Below are 19,521 nucleotides of genomic sequence, written 5' to 3'. Positions count from 1 at the left end.
AAATAAAAAAGGGCCTTACGGCCCTTTTTCTTTTACTTCAAAAACTGCACGGCTTTATCGGGGAAATCGGTGAACAGCCCGTCCACCCCGGCCTGGTTATACAGCACGTCGTACAGCTGGTTTACGTCCGTCGCATAAGCCGGTAGCTGGTCCGCACGCACCGTATACGGATGAACCTGCATATGACTGGCGTGCGCCTCTTTCACCATTGCCGTCAGCTTGACGTGGCCTGGCGTTGAGCCTTCCGCCACCAGCATATGGTAATCCGGTCCGATACCGTCGGCGTACTGCGCGATCTGTTTCATTGCGCCCGACTTAAACATCCAGTCGTAGTTGTAATTCACCCACGTGCCGTCGGGCTGTTTCTCCTGAGTTTCATTCCAGGCGGTGTAGGCAATCAGCTGTACCAGATTGAGATCCATCCCTCTCTTTGGCGCCAGCTCGGTTTTGATGCGCTTCAGCTCAGCGGCGTCAAAACACTGCAGATAGACTTTGTCGCGCTTGCTGGTGTAGCCGTACTTTTTCAGCACGTCCAGCGTCTTCGCGGCAATGTCCTTCCCTTCCTGATGGTGGAACCACGGCGCTTTTATCTCCGGGTAGATGCCGATGTTTTTCCCGGTTGAGTGGTTCAGTCCCTGAACAAACTCAATCTCTTCTTCGAAGGTATGGATGCGAAAATCAGATTTACCCATCGGGAAACGTCCCGGATAGACCTGCACCTTCTTGCCGTTTTCAACCTCGAAACCCTCGGTAAACTTCAGCGAACGAATCTCATCCAGCGTAAAGTCAATGGCGTAGTAGCGACCATCTTTGCGGGCGCGGGCCGGGAAACGCTCAGCCACGTCCGTCACGCGGTCAAGATAGTGGTCATGAAGGACGACCAGCTGGTCGTCACGGGTCATCACCAGATCCTGCTCGAGATAATCAGCCCCCTGCGCATAGGCCATCGCTTTTGCCGGGAGCGTGTGCTCTGGCAGATAGCCGCTTGCGCCGCGATGGGCGATAACCATTTTCTCGTTAGCCAGCGCTGAGCCTGTCATCAGGCCCGCCAGCAGTAGGCCCGTTGCTACGTAAGTTAATTTCATCAGCCTTCTCCTTATTGACGACGCGCCTGCATTTCGGCGTGATGACGTTTTTCACCAATCATCACCACAATCAACAGCAGCACCGCCAGCACGCTACCGCCAATCATCACCATAAAGCCGCCGTCCCAGCCGAAGAAGTCAACGGTGTAGCCCACAATGGCGCTCGCCGCGACCGAACCGCCCAGATAACCGAACAGACCGGTAAAGCCGGCTGCCGTACCTGCCGCTTTCTTCGGCGCCAGCTCCAGGGCATGCAGACCAATCAGCATCACCGGGCCGTAAATCAGGAAGCCGATGACGATCATACAGGCCATATCGACTGACGGGTTACCCGGCGGGTTGAGCCAGTAAACCACGGTGGCAATGGTCACCAGCGTCATAAAGAAGACGCCCGTCGCACCACGGTTACCCCGGAACACTTTGTCCGACATCCAGCCGCAAATCAGCGTCCCCGGGATCCCGGCGTACTCATAGAGGAAGTAAGCCCAGGAGGATTTATCCAGTGCGAAATGCTTCACCTCTTTCAGATAGGTAGGTGACCAGTCGAGGATGCCGTAACGCAGCAGGTACACGAAGACGTTGGCCACCGCGATATACCACAGCAGTTTGTTGGGCAGGACGTACTTCATGAAGATCTGTTTGGCCGTCAGCTCTTCTTCATGCTGCTCGCTGTAATCATCCGGATAGTCGTTTTTGTACTCTTCAATCGGCGGCAGGCCACAGGACTGCGGCGTGTCACGCATCAGGGCGAAAGCGATAACCGCCACCAGAATGGCACCAAAGGCAGGCATATAAAGCGCGGCTTTCCAGTCGTTAAACCACGCCATCCCCAGCAGGAACAGCAGAGGTGGAATACCGCCACCGACGTTATGCGCGCAGTTCCACACCGACACGATGCCGCCACGCTCTTTCTGCGACCACCAGTGCACCATGGTGCGCCCGCACGGCGGCCACCCCATTCCCTGGAACCAGCCACAGAGGAACAGCAGCACGAACATCACGGCGATGCTGGAGGTTGCCCATGGCACAAAGCCCATGAACAGCATCACCGCTGCCGCCAGGATCAGACCCGCAGGCAAGAACACACGTGGATTCGAGCGATCGGACACTGAACCCATGATGAATTTGGAAAAACCGTAGGCGATAGAGATCCCCGACAGCGCGAACCCCAGATCGCCACGAGAAAAGCCCTGCTCCACCAGATACGGCATGGCGAGCGCAAAGTTTTTACGTACCAGGTAGTACGCCGCGTACCCGAAGAAGATCCCCAGGAAGATTTGCCAACGCAGACGACGGTATAGCGGATCAATTTCTGCCTCTGGCAGACGCGCCCGATGCGGCGCAGGTTTGAAGATACTGAGCATGACAGCCTCCGTGGCCAGGTATTGAATTTACAGGGGTTTAACTGCCCCACACTCCAGAGAGGCGGCGATGTTAAGAAATCACGGTGATTGTTACTGTGAATCAACGCACAAATTGTTACAGAAATATGACAATGTGCGCAGAAAAGCGCATGGAATCACGTTTCACTTTCGAATTTCGTTCGTTTATGTTCGAAATCAAACAAACCACAGTTTTGATGTGGCTAAATGGTAAAAAACGAACACAGAGGGATAACAATGACAATTCACGATCCTCGCTACAGCGATGTGATTATCATTGGCGGTGGCGCGACCGGCGCCGGCATCGCACGCGACTGCGCCCTGCGTGGGCTGAGCGTCACGCTTCTGGAGCGCCATGACATTGCGACGGGCGCAACCGGGCGCAATCATGGTCTGCTACACAGTGGTGCCCGTTACGCGGTGACCGACCCCGAATCCGCGCGGGAATGCATTGCTGAAAACCAGATCCTCAGACGCATTGCCCGCCACTGCATTGAACCGACCAACGGTCTGTTCATTACGCTTCCCGAAGACGATCTCTCATTTCAGCCAACCTTTGTGACCGCCTGCCGCGCTGCAGGGATTGAGGCTGACGTCATCGACCCCGAACTCGCGCGTCGCCTGGAACCGTCTGTCAACCCGGCCCTTATCGGCGCGGTGAAGGTCCCGGACGGTACGGTTGACCCTTTCCGCCTGACCGCCGCGAACATGCTGGACGCCCGTGAACACGGCGCACAGGTTCTGACCGGGCAGGAAGTGACCGGGCTTATCCGGGAAGGGAACCGCGTCTGCGGCGTACGTGTTTTTGATACGCAGTATAAGGAGAAGGAGCATGGCGAACTGTACGCCGCCGTGGTGGTCAACGCGGCGGGGATCTGGGGGCAACGCATCGCGGAGTACGCCGAGCTGTCTGTGCGCATGTTCCCGGCAAAAGGCTCGCTGCTGATCCTCGACCACCGCATTAACAACCACGTGATCAACCGCTGCCGCAAACCTTCTGATGCCGACATCCTGGTGCCGGGCGATACCATTTCGCTTATCGGCACCACCTCAACCCACGTGGACTATAGCGAGATTGATTACAACCGCGTGACCGCCGACGAGGTGGATATCCTGCTGCGCGAAGGGGAAAAGCTGGCCCCTGTGATGGCGCAGACCCGAATTCTTCGCGCCTATGCCGGCGTGCGCCCTCTGGTGGCGAGCGATAACGACCCGAGCGGGCGCAACGTCAGCCGTGGCATCGTGCTGCTCGACCACGCCGCGCGCGATGGCCTGGACGGGTTTATCACCATCACCGGCGGCAAGCTGATGACCTACCGCCTGATGGCCGAATGGGCAACCGATGCCGTCTGCCGCAAGCTGGGTAATAGCGAACGGTGTGTGACCGCAGAGCAACCTCTGCCCGGCTCGCGTCAGTCCACCGAGAAAACGCTGCAAAAAATCATCTCCCTTTCCGCCCCCCTGCGCGGTTCAGCCATTTATCGCCACGGAGACCGCACGCCGGTCTGGCTGGGGGAAGGACGGCTGAGCCGTAGCCTGGTGTGTGAATGTGAAGCCGTCACGGCGGGTGAAGTGCAATACGCCGTGGAGAATCTGACCGTCAACAGCCTGCTTGATTTACGTCGGCGCACCCGCGTGGGCATGGGCACCTGCCAGGGTGAGCTGTGCGCCTGCCGTGCCGCCGGGTTGTTACAACGTTTTCATACCACCACTGCCACCCAGTCGCTGGCACAACTCAGTGATTTCCTGAACGAACGCTGGAAAGGCATTCAGCCTGTCGCCTGGGGTGATGCCCTGCGTGAAAGCGAGTTTACCCGCTGGGTCTACCAGGGGCTGTGCGGTCTTGAGAAGGAGCAACAGGATGAAATTTGATACCGTGATTGTCGGTGGTGGGCTGGCGGGTCTGCTCTGTGGTATCAGGCTAACGAAGCAGGGGCTGCGCTGCGCCATCATCACCCGGGGCCAGAGCGCACTGCACTTCTCGTCGGGTTCGCTGGATCTGCTGGATGAGGCGTATCGCGATGCCCTGCCGCCAGAGCATCCCTATAACCTGACGGGCAGAGACACCGTCGACCGCTTCGCCCATGAAGCCGAAACCCTTCTGGCCGAGTGCGGCGCACGGCTGCAGGGTAACGCCCGGAAAAATCATCATCGGGTTACTCCGCTCGGCACCCTGCGCTCTGCCTGGCTCAGCCCGGAAGAGGTGCCTGTTGCCCCCTTCAACGCAGGACGGGTCCTGGTCGTGGGTATTAGCGGTTTTCTTGATTTCCAGCCCCACCTCGCTGCGGCATCGCTCTGTCGCCAGGGCGTGAACGCACAAACGGCTGAGATAGAGCTTCCTGAGCTTGACGTCCTGCGCGACAACCCGAGCGAGTTTCGCGCGGTGAATATTGCCCGTTTTCTCGACAACGACGATAAATGGCCGCTGCTGTATGCCGCGATCCGGCCGCTTGCCGAAGGTTGCGATACGCTGTTTATGCCCGCCTGCTTTGGCTTAAGCGACAACCGGCTCTGGCGCTGGCTCTCGGATCGCCTGCCCTGCTCGCTTGGCCTGCTGCCGACGCTTCCCCCTTCTGTCCCCGGCATTCGCCTGCATACCCAGCTTCAGCGTCGGTTTATCGCTCAGGGTGGCGTGTGGATGGCGGGTGACGAGGTGAAAAAAATCACCCTGACGGATGGCTCGGTGAGCGAAGTCTGGACGCGTAATCACGCTGATATTCCGCTTCGCGCGCGTTATACGGTGCTGGCAAGCGGCAGTTTCTTCAGCAACGGGCTGCTGAGCCGTCGGGACGGCATCCAGGAGGCCATTATGGGGCTGGATGTCCGGCAAACGCCCTCCCGCGCGGACTGGTATCAGAGTGATTTCTTCACCCCGCAACCCTGGCAGCAGTTCGGCGTGATTGTCGATAAGCAACTGCACCCGCAACTTTCTGGTCAGCCGGTCAGTAATCTCTATGCCATTGGCTCTCTTCTGGGGGGATACGATCCCATCGCTCAGGGTTGCGGCGGCGGGGTCTGCGCCATCACGGCGCTGTATGTGGCAGAGCAAATTGGCCAGCGCATGGAGGCTGAGCAATGAACGATACCCGGTTTGAAAGCTGCATCAAATGCACAGTTTGTACCACCGTCTGCCCGGTCAGCGGTGTGAATCCGCGCTACCCGGGCCCGAAACAGGCCGGACCTGACGGCGAGCGCCTGCGTCTTAAAGACGGTGCGCTGTACGATGAGGCGCTGAAATACTGCATCAACTGTAAACGTTGCGAAGTGGCCTGTCCGTCTGACGTGAAAATCGGCGATATCATCCAGCGAGCCCGCGCGCGTTACAGCACGCAAAAGCCGTCCCTGCGCGATGCGATCCTGAGTCACACCGACCTGATGGGCAGTGTCTCCACGCCTTTTGCCCCGCTGGTGAATGCTGCAACGTCTCTCAAGCCGGTGCGAAAACTGCTGGATGCGACGCTGAAGATAGACCACCACCGCAGCCTGCCAAAATACTCTCACGGTACCTTCCGACGCTGGTATACATCCGTGGCAGCGGAACAGGCGCAGTACACCGATCAGGTCGCGTTCTTCCACGGCTGCTATGTCAACTACAACCACCCGCAACTGGGAAAAGATCTGCTGAAGGTACTCAACGCGATGGGGACCGGCGTGCAGCTCCTGAATAAAGAGAAGTGCTGCGGTGTGCCGTTGATTGCCAACGGTTTTACCGATAAGGCACGCAGACAGGCCAAAAGCAACGTCACGTCCCTGCGCGAGGCCATCGTTGATAAAGGAATTCCGGTACTGGCCACCTCGTCCACCTGTACCTTCACCCTGCGTGATGAGTATCCGCACCTGCTGGACGTGGATAACACCGGTCTGCGCGAGCACATTGAGCTGGCGACGCGTTTCCTGTGGCGCAAACTGGACAACGGGCAGACGCTGCCGCTGCGGGAACTACCGCTGAAAGTGGTGTATCACACACCGTGTCATATGGAGAAAATGGGCTGGTCGCTCTATACGCTTGAGCTGTTGCGGCTCATTCCGGGCCTGGAGCTGACGGTGCTGGACTCGCGCTGCTGCGGCATCGCGGGCACTTACGGCTTTAAGCGAGAAAACTACGAAACGTCACAGGCGATCGGCGCCCCGCTGTTTCGCCAGATTGAAGAGAGCGGCGCAGATATCGTGGTCACCGACTGCGAAACCTGCAAGTGGCAGATAGAGATGTCTACCAGCAAGCGCTGCGAGCATCCGATCACTCTGCTGGCGAAGGCGCTGGGCTAAACCATGCCGGGGCAAAACGCCCCGGCAAAGGCATCACTCAACAAACAGCGATTCGACAACATTAATCCAGCCGTGCTCGCTGGCCACCTCTTTACCCATCAGCCAGCGGCGCAGCATGTTCAGCGCCATCATGGCGCAGACCTCCTGACGTACCGCCAGACTGTGGCGGGTAATGCTCATTTTAACCCGCAAAGCATACGTGCCTTCCGGCGTCGCCAGCGCAAAGTTGAGATGTTCCTCATCCAGCCCCCCCACAAACAGCGCCAGGCCAGCAAAATGTTTCACCCTTCTTTCTGAAGCCCAGCGCGCGGTCTGCGCCAGCGTTTCCTGCTGGAACGGCACCACTTCACTGGCTAACAGCGGCGCACTGGCGCACGACAGCTGTAGCGCCAGCAGGCCGCCGGTGAACTGTTCACTTAAGGTCACGCTCAGCTGCCGAGACTGCAGATGTGACGCAATCTGCGCCGGCAGCCCCTCGGTGCCTTCAAAGATCAGACTTTCACCTGCCACGCGCTGCACCTCCGGCCAGAGCGCCAGCATCGCCGCCTTCTCTGAGGCCGGCCCTGTCAGCTTGAGTTCAATGATGGGCATGGAGGAGCGGTAGCCCATTGAGACACCGGGTGGCAGGGAGAGATGCTCAAGACTCTGGGCCAGATCGCTTTCGGAGCGGCCAAACGTGGTCAGACGCAGGCAGAGCGGAGGCTCAGGCAGGGTAAAACGTTCGCGAAGGCGCGGCAGGATCTGCTGCTCGACCATCACTTTAAATTCTGACGGTACGCCCGGCGTGAAGAACATCAGGCAGCGGTTGAGCGTAATGGCAAACCCACACGCGGTACCCACGGGGTTATCGACCAGTTCGGCGCTGGCGGGAATTTCCGCCTGCTTGCGGTTGCTGGGAGCCATAACACGGCCACGTTCGGAGAAGAAACGCTCCATCTGTGCCAGCCACTCTTCATGCAGCACCAGCCCTTCACCTTTTGCGGTCGCGGCGGCCAGGGCGCTGAGATCGTCGCTGGTGGGACCGAGCCCGCCGTTCACAATCAACACGTCGGCGTGTTCGCTACGCTCGCGCAGCACATTCACCAGTGACTCAAGATTGTCGCCCACCGTATTGCGGCGCGTTAACGGTAATCCTTGCTCAAAGAAAAGATCGGCAAGCCAGGCAGCATTGGTATCAATAATTTGTCCATGCAGCACTTCGTCGCCGGTGGATAACATCTCCACGTTAATCATTGTGTTCTCCCGCTTATATGGTCAAAACACTATAGCGCAAATGGATGTCGGGAGAAGAGAGAAACTGGCGCGACAGAATGCCGCGCCGGCGTGATTAGAACCCTGCGCTGACCCCCACGTACGGGCCGTCAGCCAGTGCGTTGTCGCGGTTGCCGTCTTTACCCGCCAGGTTCAGATAGCGATAGCCTGCTTCAATCGTAATCGGACGCATGATGGTCCAGCGCGCGCCCGCGTTGGCTTCTTCATAGCTGTCGATACCGCTGGAGAGCGAATCCGGTGAGTAGTAATACTCGCCGAACAGGCCGAAGCTATCGCCAATTTTCCACTGCAGGCCGCCGCCTACCGCCGCCGCGTAACCTTCATCACCGTCGTTCGGGTTAGTGTAAATCCCCTTACCGCCCACGGTAGCCAGGAACGGGCCAAGCGGAATGTTCAGACCCAGGCCGAGGCTTGCCGCATCGCCATCGTCATCGTTATGTGTCCAGCCGCCGGTCATCGCCAGACCGGAGGTCTCGGTCCCAAGGCCAAAGCCGAGGTGAGTATAATCCTGACCCGCCGAGCCGTTGAAGCTGATGGCGTTCGCCACCGAAGAAACAACCATCAGGCCTAAGCCTACTAATGCCACTTTTTTCATTGTCGTGATCCCGCACAATTTTATAGAGAAGTCCCAAAACCGCGAGATTTTAACCTGAGTCGCCCGGGGATCAAGCACTCTGCGTGCGGCAGACAAGTAGTTTGTAACGATTTGATACCCGGTGTTTTTTTACGTGAGCAGCAGAAAACGCATTTTAACGCTCAGGCCACCCAGCGTTTCGCTGCGCGTCAGATGCAAAGGACTTCGGTGCAGACGGGCAATATCAGCGGCCAGCGCCAGCCCGATACCTGACCCGGCGGCATCTCCGACGTTATCCAGCCGGTGGAAAGGCAGCATCGCCTGCTGGATCTGGTCCTCTTCGATGCCCGGACCACTGTCCTCCACGCTCAGCTCAACGGCGCCCTGGTCCGTTCGCAGGAACACGGTCACTGTCCCTTCTGCAGGGGTATATTTGATCGCATTCTCCAGCAGGTTGGCGCACAACTCCCCCAGCAGCACGTCATCGCCTTCGATCATGACCGGCTGCTGCCGACCGTCATAGCCCAGGTCAATCGCTTTACTGCGCGCCTGCGCCAGCCGGGAGAAGCAGCAGTTTTGCACCACCTGAACCAAATCCACCGGCGCAAACTGGCCCTCCCCCTGCTCCTTACGCTTCACCGCGGAAAGCTGCAGCAGCCGTTCGGTCAGTACAATGGTGTCATCCAGGGTCGCATTCATTGCCCGCAGGCTCTCCTGCCACAGGGCGGGATCCTGACGCGTCAGGGCAACGGAGACCTGGGTTTTCAGCACCGCCAGCGGGGTTTTGAGCTGATGCGAGGCATCCGCGTTGAAGCGTTCCTGACGCGACAGCACGCCGCGCAGCCTGTCGATATAGCGGTTGAACGCCACAATCAGCAGCCGGGTCTCAGACCAGGGCAACAACTCCGGCAGCGGCGCGAGCAGGCCAGGATCACGGCGCACCATCAGCGAAGAGAGCTGGCGCATTGGCCGCAGTACGCGACGCAACAACCACGCGGTCAACACCAGGGTCAGCAGCACCAGCAATCCCTGAGAGACCCATGATGAAAAGAGCAACTGACTGGCGAGATAGCGGCGGGACTGGAGCGTCTCCGCAACATAAATCTCCGCCATGCCGACGATATTCCCTTCATTGACGGGCTGCAGCAGACGCGCGACACGGATCGCCTGCCCGCGATATTCGGTGTGATAAAACCAGGCCAGCGCCGGATAGAGCGTGGTGCGGGATGTTGCCGGGGGCATCCGGGGCAGATCGTCATAACCAGAGATCACCCGCCCGTCGGGATCGACCACTTTATAATAGAGCCGGTCGTTCATATTGAGTTCAAAGCTGTCGAGCACCACCCAGGGTACATTCACGCCCAGCCTGCCGTCGTGAACCTCCAGCCGTTCCGATATTGTTCGGGCAGAGGATAACAGCGTGCGGTCGTAAGCCTGCGTGGCCGCCTGCAATGCGCTGACATAGCTGTTAAATGCCGACAACCCCCACAGCAACAGCAACGGAAGCCCAAGAAACAGCAGCAGTTGCAGGTAAAGCGACTGCGGCTTAACCCACCTCATCGCCGCACTCCAGCACATAACCCAGTCCGCGAAGGGTGGTGACCCTCACGCCGCTACCGCTGAGCTTTTTGCGCAGACGATGAATATAGAGATCGATACTCTCCGGGCTAACGTCGTCATTCAGGCTAAACACCTGATCGAACAGCTGCTGCCGGGAAACGGGCCGGGTCCGGCGATGCATCAACACCTTCAGCAGCGACAGTTCGCGCGGCGTGAGCGACAGAGGCTCGTCGCGCAGCAGGAAAAAGCCTTCGTCGTCATATTCCAGCTCCCCAAGGCGCTGACGCTCCTGCGTTCGCCCTTCGCTTCTGCGCAACAGGGCGCGCAGCCGCGCGTCAAGCTCCTCCAGCTCAAACGGTTTCGGCAGATAATCATCCGCCCCGGCGTTGAGCCCTTTCACCCGGTCCGCCACGTTGCTGCGCGCGGTGAGAAACAGGACGGGCAGCGTCTGACCGCGTTTACGCAGACGATGCACGACCTCCAGACCGTCAAAGCCGGGCATTCCGATGTCCAGAATGGCAACCGCATAGCTTTCTCCCTGCAGCAGATGGTCGGCGGCGCGCCCGTCAGAAACGCAGTCCACGGCAAAGCCCTCCTGCACCAGCGCTTTCTCCAGCCAGTGAGCCAGCTCACGATTATCTTCCGCGAGTAAGAGACGCATATCACATCCTGTAAAGTTGGTGTCGCATTGAAAGGGAAATGAAAGGTTATTGTTTTAACAATCACGCAACGGAACCGCTACAAGGTGGTTCACATAATCAGAAAAAAGCCCCGTACCCGTACTCCCGGAACTCCGGCGTGAGGATAAACGATGAAAAAACAACTACTTTCGACTCTTGCTGCAAGCGTATTGATGATAAGTGCCTCTGTCGTTCAGGCGCAGGATGCCCCGTCCCGCACCGAGTGCATCGCGCCGGCGAAACCCGGCGGCGGTTTCGATCTCACCTGCAAACTCATTCAGGTCAGCATGCTGGAGACCGGCGCTATCGCAAAACCCATGCGTGTGACCTATATGCCCGGCGGCGTGGGTGCCGTTGCGTACAACGCGATTGTCGCGCAACGCCCTGCGGAAGCCGGCACGGTGGTGGCTTTCTCCGGTGGCTCGCTGTTGAACTTGTCTCAGGGGAAGTTTGGCCGCTACGGCGTGGATGACGTGCGCTGGCTGGCAACCGTCGGTACCGACTACGGCATGATTGCCGTGCGCGCGGATTCACCGTGGAAATCCCTGAAAGACCTGCTGACCGCCATGGAAAAAGATCCGAACAGCGTGGTGATTGGCGCCGGTGCCTCCATCGGCAGCCAGGACTGGATGAAAGCCGCCCTGCTGGCACAGCAGGCGAAGGTTGATCCTCACAAGATGCGCTACGTGGCGTTTGAAGGGGGCGGCGAACCGGTGACGGCGCTGATGGGAAATCACGTTCAGGCGGTATCTGGCGATCTCAGTGAAATGGTGCCCTACCTGAACGGCGATAAAATCCGCGTGCTGGCGGTCTTCTCTGAGAACCGCCTGCCGGGCCAGCTGGCGAACGTCCCTACCGCAAAAGAACAGGGTTATGACCTGGTCTGGCCGATTATCCGCGGTTTCTTCGTCGGGCCAAAAGTGACCGATGCCGAATATCAGTGGTGGGTCGAAACCTTCAATAAACTCCAGCAGACCGAAGCGTTTAAAAAGCAGCGCGATCTGCGCGGGCTGTTTGAGTTCAACCTGAGCGGCAAGCCGCTGGATGAGTACGTCAAAAAACAGGTCAATGACTATCGCGAACAGGCGAAAGCCTTTGGCCTTGCCAAATAACCGGAGGCGGTATGAGCGATCGTATTTTTGCCGGGATTTGGCTGCTGCTCTGCGTCGGTGGGATGTTCGTCGCCTGGCAGATCCACAGCGAATACAGCTATGAACCAGTGGGGCCGCGCCCTTTCCCGATGGGCATTGTTGGACTGATGCTGCTCTGCTCGGTGGCCCTGCTGCTCCGTCATCCGGATACCGTAGAGTGGCCACCGCGCCGTATTCTGCAGCGTCTGCTGGTGATGGTCATTGTTCTGCTGATGTACGCCTGGGGTTTTGAGTGGCTCGGTTTTCCGGTGGCAACCGCCATCCTGACGATGGTGATCGGCATGCTGTTTAACGCCACCCTCCCGGCGGCGGGGATTTCCGGCGCGGTAATGGGGATCTTGCTGTGGTTTGCCTTTGACCGCCTGCTGGATGTGACCTTACCGCTCGGCGCATGGTTTAATTAACGGAGCACGCTATGGATACCTGGATTTATCTCTCGCAGGGGTTCGCCGTGGCGATGACCCCGGAAAACCTGGTGATAGCCCTGATCGGCTGCTTTGTCGGGACCATTGTGGGTCTGCTGCCCGGCCTTGGGCCGATTAACGGCGTTGCCATTTTACTCCCGCTGGCGTTTGCCCTGCATCTGCCTGCGGAATCGGCGCTGATCCTGCTGGCGACGGTGTATATCGGCTGTGAATATGGCGGGCGTATTTCCTCCATCCTGCTGAACGTGCCCGGCGATGCGGCGGCCATTATGACCGCGCTGGATGGCTATCCGATGGCACGGCAGGGTCGCGGTGGCGTGGCGCTGTCCATCTCCGCGGTCAGTTCGTTTTGTGGTTCACTGATTGCCATCGGCGGTATCATTCTGTTTGCCCCTGCGCTGGCCCAGTGGTCGCTGGCGTTTGGCCCGGCAGAGTATTTTGCGCTGATGGTCTTTGCCATCGCCTGTCTCGGCAGCATGATGGCGCAGAATCCGCTGAAATCGTTTTTGTCCGCGCTGATTGGCTTAGGGTTAGCCACCGTCGGCGTGGATGCCAACACCGGGGTTTATCGCTTTACCTTTGACAGCGTGCACCTTTCCGACGGCGTACAGTTTATCGTGGTCGTGATTGGCCTGTTCTCGGTCTCTGAAATTTTATTGATGCTGGAACATACCAGCAGCGGACAGACGCTGGTGCGTAAAACGGGCCGCATGCTTTTCAGTGCCAAAGAGGGCGCACAGTGTATCGGCGCGACGCTGCGTTCGTCGGTGATTGGCTTCTTCGTCGGCATTCTGCCGGGGGCCGGGGCCACCATCGCCAGCGCCATCACTTACATGACCGAGAAAAAGCTCAGCGGCAACAGTGACAGCTTCGGCAAGGGCGACATTCGCGGGGTAGCGGCCCCAGAGGCTGCGAATAACGCCTCGGCCTGCGGTTCGTTTATCCCGATGCTGACCCTTGGCGTGCCGGGCTCGGGCACCACGGCGGTGATGATGGGCGCGCTGACGCTCTATAACATTACGCCTGGACCGGCCATGTTTACCGAGCAGCCGGATATTGTCTGGGGGCTGATTGCAGCGCTGCTGATCGCCAACGTGATGCTGCTGGTCATGAACATTCCGCTGATTGGTCTGTTCACCCGGATGCTGACAATTCCCCTGTGGTTCCTGGTGCCGGCTATCGCGGCCGTCTCTGCGGTGGGGGTGTATGCGGTACACAGCACCACTTTCGATCTGGTGCTGATGGTGCTGCTTGGCGTACTGGGCTACATCCTGCGTAAGATGCACTTCCCGATGTCACCGCTGATTTTAGGCTTTGTGCTGGGAGAGATGCTGGAGCAGAACCTGCGCCGCGCCTTGTCCATCAGCAACGGCAATATGTCTATTCTGTGGGACAGCAGCGTGACGAAGGTGCTGTTAGCGATGGCCATTCTGGTGATTGTGGTTCCGCCGGTATTGCGTCTGCTGCGTCGCCGCCAGCGCAAACCGGCACCGGATATCGGTTGATTATCCTTTCAACAGACGGGTGACCCACTGTTTTAATGCCTGGCGGGAGATCTTAATCCCGCCATTTTTGAGCTCTGCCGGCAGCATCAGCCAGTGCACCGGCTGCTCAAAGCGCGCCAGTTTACCCTGTACCCACGCCGGGAAGCCGGTGATATCGGTTCCCGGTTCACACTCCACCACCGCCACCGGACGCTGACCGAACTCGGCGTCATCGAGTGGGACGATAAACGCCTGGTTTATCTGCGGATGGCGGGCAATAACCCGCTCAAGGCTTTCCGGCTGGATCCCTTCGCCCCCGCTGAAAAAGAGGTTGTCCATTCGGCCAAGGATCGTCAGGCGCCCGTTATGCCATTCCCCGCGATCGCGGGTGGCAAACCAGCCCTGAGCATTGGTCAGCGGAATCAATGCACCGTCCCGCCAGTAACCTGCGGCCATACTTTGCGCTTTGATCCACACTTCACCGTCAACCACCCGCACCTCTCTGCCCGGCAGCGCAGCGCCGACGTCCGGTTCACCGTCCGCCTCTTTGGCACAAACCGTTGAGGCAAACTCCGTCAGACCGTAGCCACAGAAAGTGCGGATCCCCCGCTGACTCGCCTGCTGAGTCAGGTCAATGGGGATCGCGGCCCCGCCAAGCAGTACGGCTTTCAGCGCGACAGGCTGGTGTGCATTAAGCAGACGCCAGAGCTGCGTCGGTACCAGTGAGGCATGCGTACAGCCCTGCAGGGCCTGCGCCAGCGGCTGCTTCTCGCGGACGGTTAAGCGCGCGCCAGCCTGCAGCCAGCGCCACAAAATCCCCTGCCCGGAGACATGAAACAGCGGCAGGGAGAGCAGCCAGTCGTCTTCATCGCCGTAGGGCATCAGCGAAAGCACGCCGCGCGCACTGGCAAGATGGGCGGCACAGGTATGTACCGCCGCCTTGGGTAAACCGGTTGAACCGGATGTCAGCGTCATGGAAGCCAGCCGCGATGGTTGCCACGCCACGCGACACCCGCCCGGCGCCTCGCGCATGCTGAGCGCGACCAGCCCGTCGTAGACGCCGTCCAGCACCAAGGCAAAGCGCAGCGTCATCTGCGGGAGCAACACGTCCAGCAGCGGGTGCGGCAGCTGCGGGTTAACGGGAAGAATACGTGCCCCGCACTGAAGCAATGCCAGCCACGCCATCAGGGTTTGCGGGTGATTATGCGCCAGCAGCAGTACGCCGTCGCCCTCCTGCAAACCCTGCAGCTGAAAGCCCGCGGCCAGTCTGTCGATGCGCGCACACAGCTGTTGCCAACTGAGCGTCTCATCGTTCAGCCTCAGGGCCGGTTTATCAGCATACTGCGCGCACCAGTGTCGCCACGGCCAGTCGGTAAAACTCATAGCAACGGCTCCAGCCCCTCAACGTCAAGGAGCGGCAGCGTGCTGTCTGGCCACGGACGGATAAGCTGATTTTGCATCAGGTTCAGCGTATCGAGACCGGGGACAGTGTCTGGCGTTAACCAGGCGGCAACGCGCGCCAGTTGCGTCAGCCCCAGGCTGGACTCAATCGAAGAGCTGATGACCGCCGTCAGCCCGGCGGCATGGGCCGCCGCGACCTGCTCACGTACCTTAGCAAGGCTGCCGGTCAACGTCGGTTTAATGACCACCGCGCGGACACCCGGTTCGGCGACAAACGCAAAGCCGTCTTCACGCAGGCTTTCATCCCACGCGATGGCAATGCCGGTTTCACAGGCAAACGCCCGGGAATCGTCGCGAGTTTTACACGGCTCTTCCAGAAACGCGATACGACTGCGGTACGCCGGGTTTACGTACTTCGCGAACTGCTGCGCCTTCAGCGGCGTCCAGGCGCGGTTAGCATCCAGACGCAGATGCAGGTCGGGCAATGCTTCCAGTAAGAGGTTAGCGACCATCCCATCGCGCACCGCTTCATAGAGACCGACTTTGATTTTCGCCACTTTCTCGCCCGGCATGGCGGCGAGCAGCGCAAACAGCTCATCCGGATCGCCCGTACAGAGCGGTGCCGCGCGGTAATTAGCCTCTGCAGGCAAGCGACCGTCCAGCTCCGCCAGCGCGCAGCTAATACCAAAAGCCGCGGAAGGCACCTCCGGCAACGCCGGGTTCGCGCCCTCACGCCACTCACTGGCCCACGCCAGCAATACCGTCTGCGCGTCCTCCAGCGATTCAAGGCTAAAGCCCGGCAGCGGCGAAATCTCGCCCCAGCCTTCCTGCTCGCCCTGCTGCAGATGCACCAGCATGCCATCACGGGTTTTTAACCGCCGTTCACGCAGCACCACGCCCGCGTCCATCGGTATCTGCCAGCGGTAAACCTGCGCGCGACGCATTACGGATTCCGTTTATATTTGCTGAAGTCAGGCTGGCGTTTTTCGTTAAAGGCGTTGCGACCTTCCTGCCCTTCTTCGGTCATGTAGAACAGCATGGTGGCGTTACCTGCCAGCTCCTGCAGACCTGCCTGACCGTCACAGTCGGCATTCAGGGCCGCTTTCAGGCAGCGCAGCGCCATTGGGCTGTTTTGCAGCATTTCACGACACCAGCGCACGGTCTCTTTCTCGAGGTCGGCAATTGGCACCACGATGTTCACCAGACCCATATCCAGCGCTTCCTGAGCAGTGTACTGACGGCACAGAAACCAGATTTCGCGGGCTTTTTTCTGACCGACAATACGCGCCATGTAGGAAGCACCCCAGCCACCATCGAACGACCCCACTTTCGGGCCCGTCTGGCCAAAGATGGCGTTCTCTGCGGCAATGGTCAGGTCACACATCATGTGAAGCACATGGCCGCCGCCGATGGAGTAGCCTGCCACCATCGCCACCACCGGTTTTGGACAGGTGCGGATCTGGCGCTGGAAATCGAGCACGTTCAGGTGGTGAACGCCAGAGTCATCCTGGTATCCGCCGTAATCGCCGCGCACTTTCTGATCGCCACCGGCACAGAAGGCTTTTTCACCTTCGCCGGTCAGGACGATAACACCGATGTTGTCGTCATAGCGCGCGTCTGCCAGCGCCTGAATCATCTCTTTGACGGTCAGCGGACGGAACGCGTTACGCACCTGCGGGCGGTTGATGGTGATTTTGGCAATGCCGTCTGCGGATTTGTGGTAACGAATGTCGGAGTAACCTTCGGAGCAGTCTTGCCATTCAACCGGCGCATAGAGCATGTGTTCATCAGGATAGATCATAGAGAGTCCTTTATTCGAAGACGCAGTATCTGAGCCAGACTCGCAGCAACCGCAGCGGGGTTTTCCCGGTGGGCGTTGTGTCCGGCATGGGGAATCGCATGGCGTACGGCGTGCAGTTCAGCCGCAAGGGCTTTGAACTTCTCATCACGTTCACCATATAAATAATCAAAAGCGACGTTGCAGGCGCTCAGTGCCGGACGCAAATCAGGCTGCATGGCCAGCGAGGTGGCCTCGAGCATCATCGCCAGATTCGCGCCATTGTTCTGGCTACGCAGGCGAATAAGCGCCTGCCGCTGAACGTCCGTCAGGGAAGCAAATACGGGTTGTCGGTACCAGTCGGTGAAAACCACGTCGAGCGATTCGGTGCGAAAGCGCCGCGCCCAGCGGCGATCGGATGCCAGCCGCGCACTCCGCTCACCGGCATCCTGTAGCCCGGGATGGCCGCCTTCCACAATAATGCCCTTCAGCCCCTCTGGCTGCTGGCAGGCATGGAACATCGCAATGCGGCCGCCGAGGGAGTACCCCACCAGCCAGAAATTCAGTATGTTGTAACTAAGCAGGGTTCGGGTCAGCAAATCGCTCATCTCCTCGAACCCGGTTACGCCAGTATTGCCGGAATCACCGTGCCCCGGCAGGTCGAGATACAGCTGCGGGTAATCGCTCAGCGCCGCCCCGACCGTCTGCCACTCGCGGCAATCCCCGGAAAAACCGTGCAAAAACACCAGCCAGGGATAACCTGGCTTTCCAGCCTGCTGCACGCCCGCGAGGATCACAGGTGGCTTACCTGGGCCAGCAGGCTTTGCAGTTTCTGCGCGCCGTCAGCATCGTTCACCACCAGCTCGATCAGCGTTGCACCGGGCTGTCGCCAGGCGCTGCTCAGGGCCGCATCAAGCGCTTCCCAGCTTTCCGGGCGATGGTATTTCAGGCTGAACATTGCCGCGGCGTGTTCAAACTGCACGTTCTGCGGCATCAGATAGAAACGCTCACGTTCGCTCTGCGGGGTGGGCAGCAGGGAGAAAATCTGTCCACCGTTGTTGTTAACCACAATCAGCACAAACGGTGCCGAAACCTGACGCAGCAGCGCCAGGGCATTGAGGTCGTACAGTGCGGAGAGATCGCCGACGATCGCCAGCGTAGACTTCGCGCTGGCACGCTGTACGCCCGCCGCCGTGGAGATCAACCCGTCAATGCCGCTGGCCCCCCGGTTACTGTAGACCGGGTAACCGGCTGGCAGCTTTGAAAAGGCATCTATCAGGCGAACCACCAGGCTGTTGCCGACAAACAGCTGCCCCTGCTCGGGCAGATACTGACGAATACGGTGTGCCAGCCCGGCCTCACTGAACGTTTCGCAGCTCGCCTGGGTTAACGCCCAGGCCTGTTCCGAAAGCGCCGGGATCGCAACGGCCCAGGGCTTGCGTTTTTCAGCCGGATGGAGCGCAAGCCAGGCGTCAATCTCACTGACCAGACGACGACCACGATGGTGTGCCGGGTCGAGCCGCCCGTCCAGCGAGTCCACCAGCCAGTACTCTTCTGGATCACAGGTAGCCTGCCACTGCAGTAACCGTTTACCGGTCAGGCTTGAGCCGAGCTGGACAATAATCTGCGCCTGCGCAAGCTCGGTGACCGCCTTCGCATTCCCCAGCCAGAGATCGGCACACGGCAGCGGCTGACCGGTCTGGGAAAGTACGTCGCCAATCAGCGGCCAGCCAAGGGTTTGCGCCCATTCCGCAACCAGCTTGCCTTGCGCGGCGCTCATGCGCCCGGCAACCACCACGCCACGTTTCTGCCGCCAGAAGAACCAGTCACGTTGTCTGGCGCTTTCAGGATGCGGTTGTGCACGCAGCCACGGCTTTTCACTTTGCCACCACTCACCCAGGGTGCGCTGCCATTCAAGACCGGTGTCATCCATTTCGCCATACAGCGGTTCGGCAAACGGACAGTTAATATGCAGCGCCCCGCTGCGCAGTGTCCCGATGGCATGATCGATTGTCGAGACCAGCCAGCTTGCCGGAATATCCTGAGTAGGACGCGGTAACGCGATTGCCTGTGAAGGATGCGAGGCAAAGATGCCCGGCTGACGAATGGCCTGGTTGGCACCACAGTCGATAAGCTCGGGGGGACGATCCGCGGTCAGCAGGATCAGTTTCTCCCCGGTTAATCCGGCTTCGATCAGCGCCGGATAGAGGTTTGCCACCGCGGTACCGGAGGTCACAATCACCGCCACAGGCTCGTTGCTGACTTTCGCCAGCCCCAGCGCCAGATGGCCAAGCCCGCGTTCATCAAAATGAGTGTGGTGAATAAATGCCCGGTTTTCAGCGGCCGCCAGCGTCAGCGGGGTTGAACGAGAACCCGGTGCAATACACACGTGCCTGACGCCATGGCGAGTCAGGGCTTCAAGGATCACCGCCGCCCAGCGTCGGTTAAAAGAACTTACTGACAT

General features: G+C 59.4%; 17 protein-coding genes. 6 read left to right on the top strand and 11 right to left on the bottom strand.

The features are described 5' to 3' along the window. Window positions 1-32: 32 nt before the first annotated feature. Together glpQ and glpT are read right to left on the bottom strand one after the other, a co-directional pair. On the bottom strand, window positions 33-1,085 hold the full coding sequence (gene glpQ / locus QRN24_RS06810; RefSeq protein ID WP_284942528.1) for a glycerophosphodiester phosphodiesterase: 1,053 nt from the start codon (window positions 1,083-1,085) through the stop codon (window positions 33-35). A gap of 11 nt (window positions 1,086-1,096) precedes the next feature. Then, window positions 1,097-2,449: a glycerol-3-phosphate transporter gene (gene glpT / locus QRN24_RS06805; RefSeq protein ID WP_020883160.1), complete on the bottom strand. Its 1,353-nt coding sequence runs from the start codon at window positions 2,447-2,449 to the stop codon at window positions 1,097-1,099. Between the two features lie 255 nt (window positions 2,450-2,704). Here glpT and glpA point away from each other — a divergent pair, with 255 nt between their 5' ends. Genes glpA through glpC form a run of 3 tightly spaced genes read left to right on the top strand, consistent with a single transcriptional unit; the run spans window position 2,705 to window position 6,733 of the window. Continuing rightward, entirely contained in the window at window positions 2,705-4,339 is a 1,635-nt protein-coding gene (glpA, locus tag QRN24_RS06800; RefSeq protein WP_284942527.1) for an anaerobic glycerol-3-phosphate dehydrogenase subunit A, read from the top strand. Then, window positions 4,329-5,546, top strand: a complete 1,218-nt coding sequence (gene glpB / locus QRN24_RS06795; protein ID WP_032680567.1) for a glycerol-3-phosphate dehydrogenase subunit GlpB — start codon at window positions 4,329-4,331, stop codon at window positions 5,544-5,546. Before glpA ends, glpB begins: the two co-directional genes overlap by 11 nt. Next, window positions 5,543-6,733: an anaerobic glycerol-3-phosphate dehydrogenase subunit GlpC gene (gene glpC / locus QRN24_RS06790; RefSeq protein WP_134178562.1), complete on the top strand. Its 1,191-nt coding sequence runs from the start codon at window positions 5,543-5,545 to the stop codon at window positions 6,731-6,733. Before glpB ends, glpC begins: the two co-directional genes overlap by 4 nt. Before the next feature lie 33 nt (window positions 6,734-6,766). Here glpC and QRN24_RS06785 read toward each other — a convergent pair whose 3' ends face one another. From QRN24_RS06785 to tctD, 4 genes are all read right to left on the bottom strand, one after another. Continuing rightward, complete coding sequence (locus QRN24_RS06785) at window positions 6,767-7,966, bottom strand: nicotinamide mononucleotide deamidase-related protein YfaY (protein ID WP_284942526.1); 1,200 nt, start codon at window positions 7,964-7,966, stop codon at window positions 6,767-6,769. A 94-nt stretch (window positions 7,967-8,060) separates the two neighbouring features. Then, window positions 8,061-8,600, bottom strand: coding sequence for a YfaZ family outer membrane protein (locus QRN24_RS06780; RefSeq protein WP_284942525.1), 540 nt, complete (start codon window positions 8,598-8,600; stop codon window positions 8,061-8,063). A 129-nt stretch (window positions 8,601-8,729) separates the two neighbouring features. Then, window positions 8,730-10,139 (bottom strand): sensor histidine kinase, encoded by a 1,410-nt coding sequence (locus QRN24_RS06775; protein ID WP_284942524.1) that lies wholly within the window; start codon window positions 10,137-10,139, stop codon window positions 8,730-8,732. After that, window positions 10,126-10,800 carry a transcriptional regulator TctD gene (gene tctD, locus QRN24_RS06770; protein ID WP_014170976.1) on the bottom strand — a complete coding sequence of 225 codons (675 nt, stop codon included), beginning with the start codon at window positions 10,798-10,800 and terminating at the stop codon, window positions 10,126-10,128. Before tctD ends, QRN24_RS06775 begins: the two co-directional genes overlap by 14 nt. Window positions 10,801-10,950: 150 nt before the next feature. On the opposite strand from tctD, the gene QRN24_RS06765 reads away from it, so the two are divergent. From QRN24_RS06765 to QRN24_RS06755, 3 genes are read left to right on the top strand one after another with little or no spacing between them, the layout of a single operon-like run. After that, on the top strand, window positions 10,951-11,931 hold the full coding sequence (locus QRN24_RS06765) for a Bug family tripartite tricarboxylate transporter substrate binding protein (protein WP_014170977.1): 981 nt from the start codon (window positions 10,951-10,953) through the stop codon (window positions 11,929-11,931). Window positions 11,932-11,942: 11 nt separating this feature from the next. Then, window positions 11,943-12,374 (top strand): tripartite tricarboxylate transporter TctB family protein, encoded by a 432-nt coding sequence (locus QRN24_RS06760; RefSeq protein WP_020883153.1) that lies wholly within the window; start codon window positions 11,943-11,945, stop codon window positions 12,372-12,374. A gap of 11 nt (window positions 12,375-12,385) precedes the next feature. Continuing rightward, window positions 12,386-13,900 carry a tripartite tricarboxylate transporter permease gene (locus QRN24_RS06755; protein WP_014170979.1) on the top strand — a complete coding sequence of 505 codons (1,515 nt, stop codon included), beginning with the start codon at window positions 12,386-12,388 and terminating at the stop codon, window positions 13,898-13,900. On the opposite strand, the gene menE is transcribed toward QRN24_RS06755, so the two are convergent. The 5 genes from menE to menD are packed head-to-tail and all read right to left on the bottom strand — an operon-like array spanning window position 13,901 to window position 19,521. Next, the gene (gene menE / locus QRN24_RS06750; RefSeq protein WP_284942523.1) at window positions 13,901-15,262 is read right to left on the bottom strand and encodes an o-succinylbenzoate--CoA ligase; all 1,362 of its coding nucleotides are present in this window, start codon (window positions 15,260-15,262) and stop codon (window positions 13,901-13,903) included. After that, window positions 15,259-16,224, bottom strand: coding sequence for an o-succinylbenzoate synthase (gene menC / locus QRN24_RS06745; RefSeq protein ID WP_284942522.1), 966 nt, complete (start codon window positions 16,222-16,224; stop codon window positions 15,259-15,261). Before menC ends, menE begins: the two co-directional genes overlap by 4 nt. Then, window positions 16,224-17,081, bottom strand: coding sequence for a 1,4-dihydroxy-2-naphthoyl-CoA synthase (menB, locus tag QRN24_RS06740; protein ID WP_284942521.1), 858 nt, complete (start codon window positions 17,079-17,081; stop codon window positions 16,224-16,226). Before menB ends, menC begins: the two co-directional genes overlap by 1 nt. Continuing rightward, window positions 17,078-17,854 (bottom strand): 2-succinyl-6-hydroxy-2,4-cyclohexadiene-1-carboxylate synthase, encoded by a 777-nt coding sequence (gene menH / locus QRN24_RS06735; RefSeq protein WP_284942520.1) that lies wholly within the window; start codon window positions 17,852-17,854, stop codon window positions 17,078-17,080. The genes menB and menH overlap by 4 nt, the downstream gene beginning before the upstream one ends. After that, complete coding sequence (menD, locus tag QRN24_RS06730) at window positions 17,851-19,521, bottom strand: 2-succinyl-5-enolpyruvyl-6-hydroxy-3-cyclohexene-1-carboxylic-acid synthase (RefSeq protein WP_047356567.1); 1,671 nt, start codon at window positions 19,519-19,521, stop codon at window positions 17,851-17,853. The genes menH and menD overlap by 4 nt, the downstream gene beginning before the upstream one ends.

Source organism: Enterobacter sp. MEB024 (genome assembly GCF_030209635.1).
GTDB classification, from domain to species: Bacteria; Pseudomonadota; Gammaproteobacteria; order Enterobacterales; family Enterobacteriaceae; genus Enterobacter; species Enterobacter ludwigii.
This window is presented reverse-complemented; position numbering and strand designations above follow the sequence as displayed.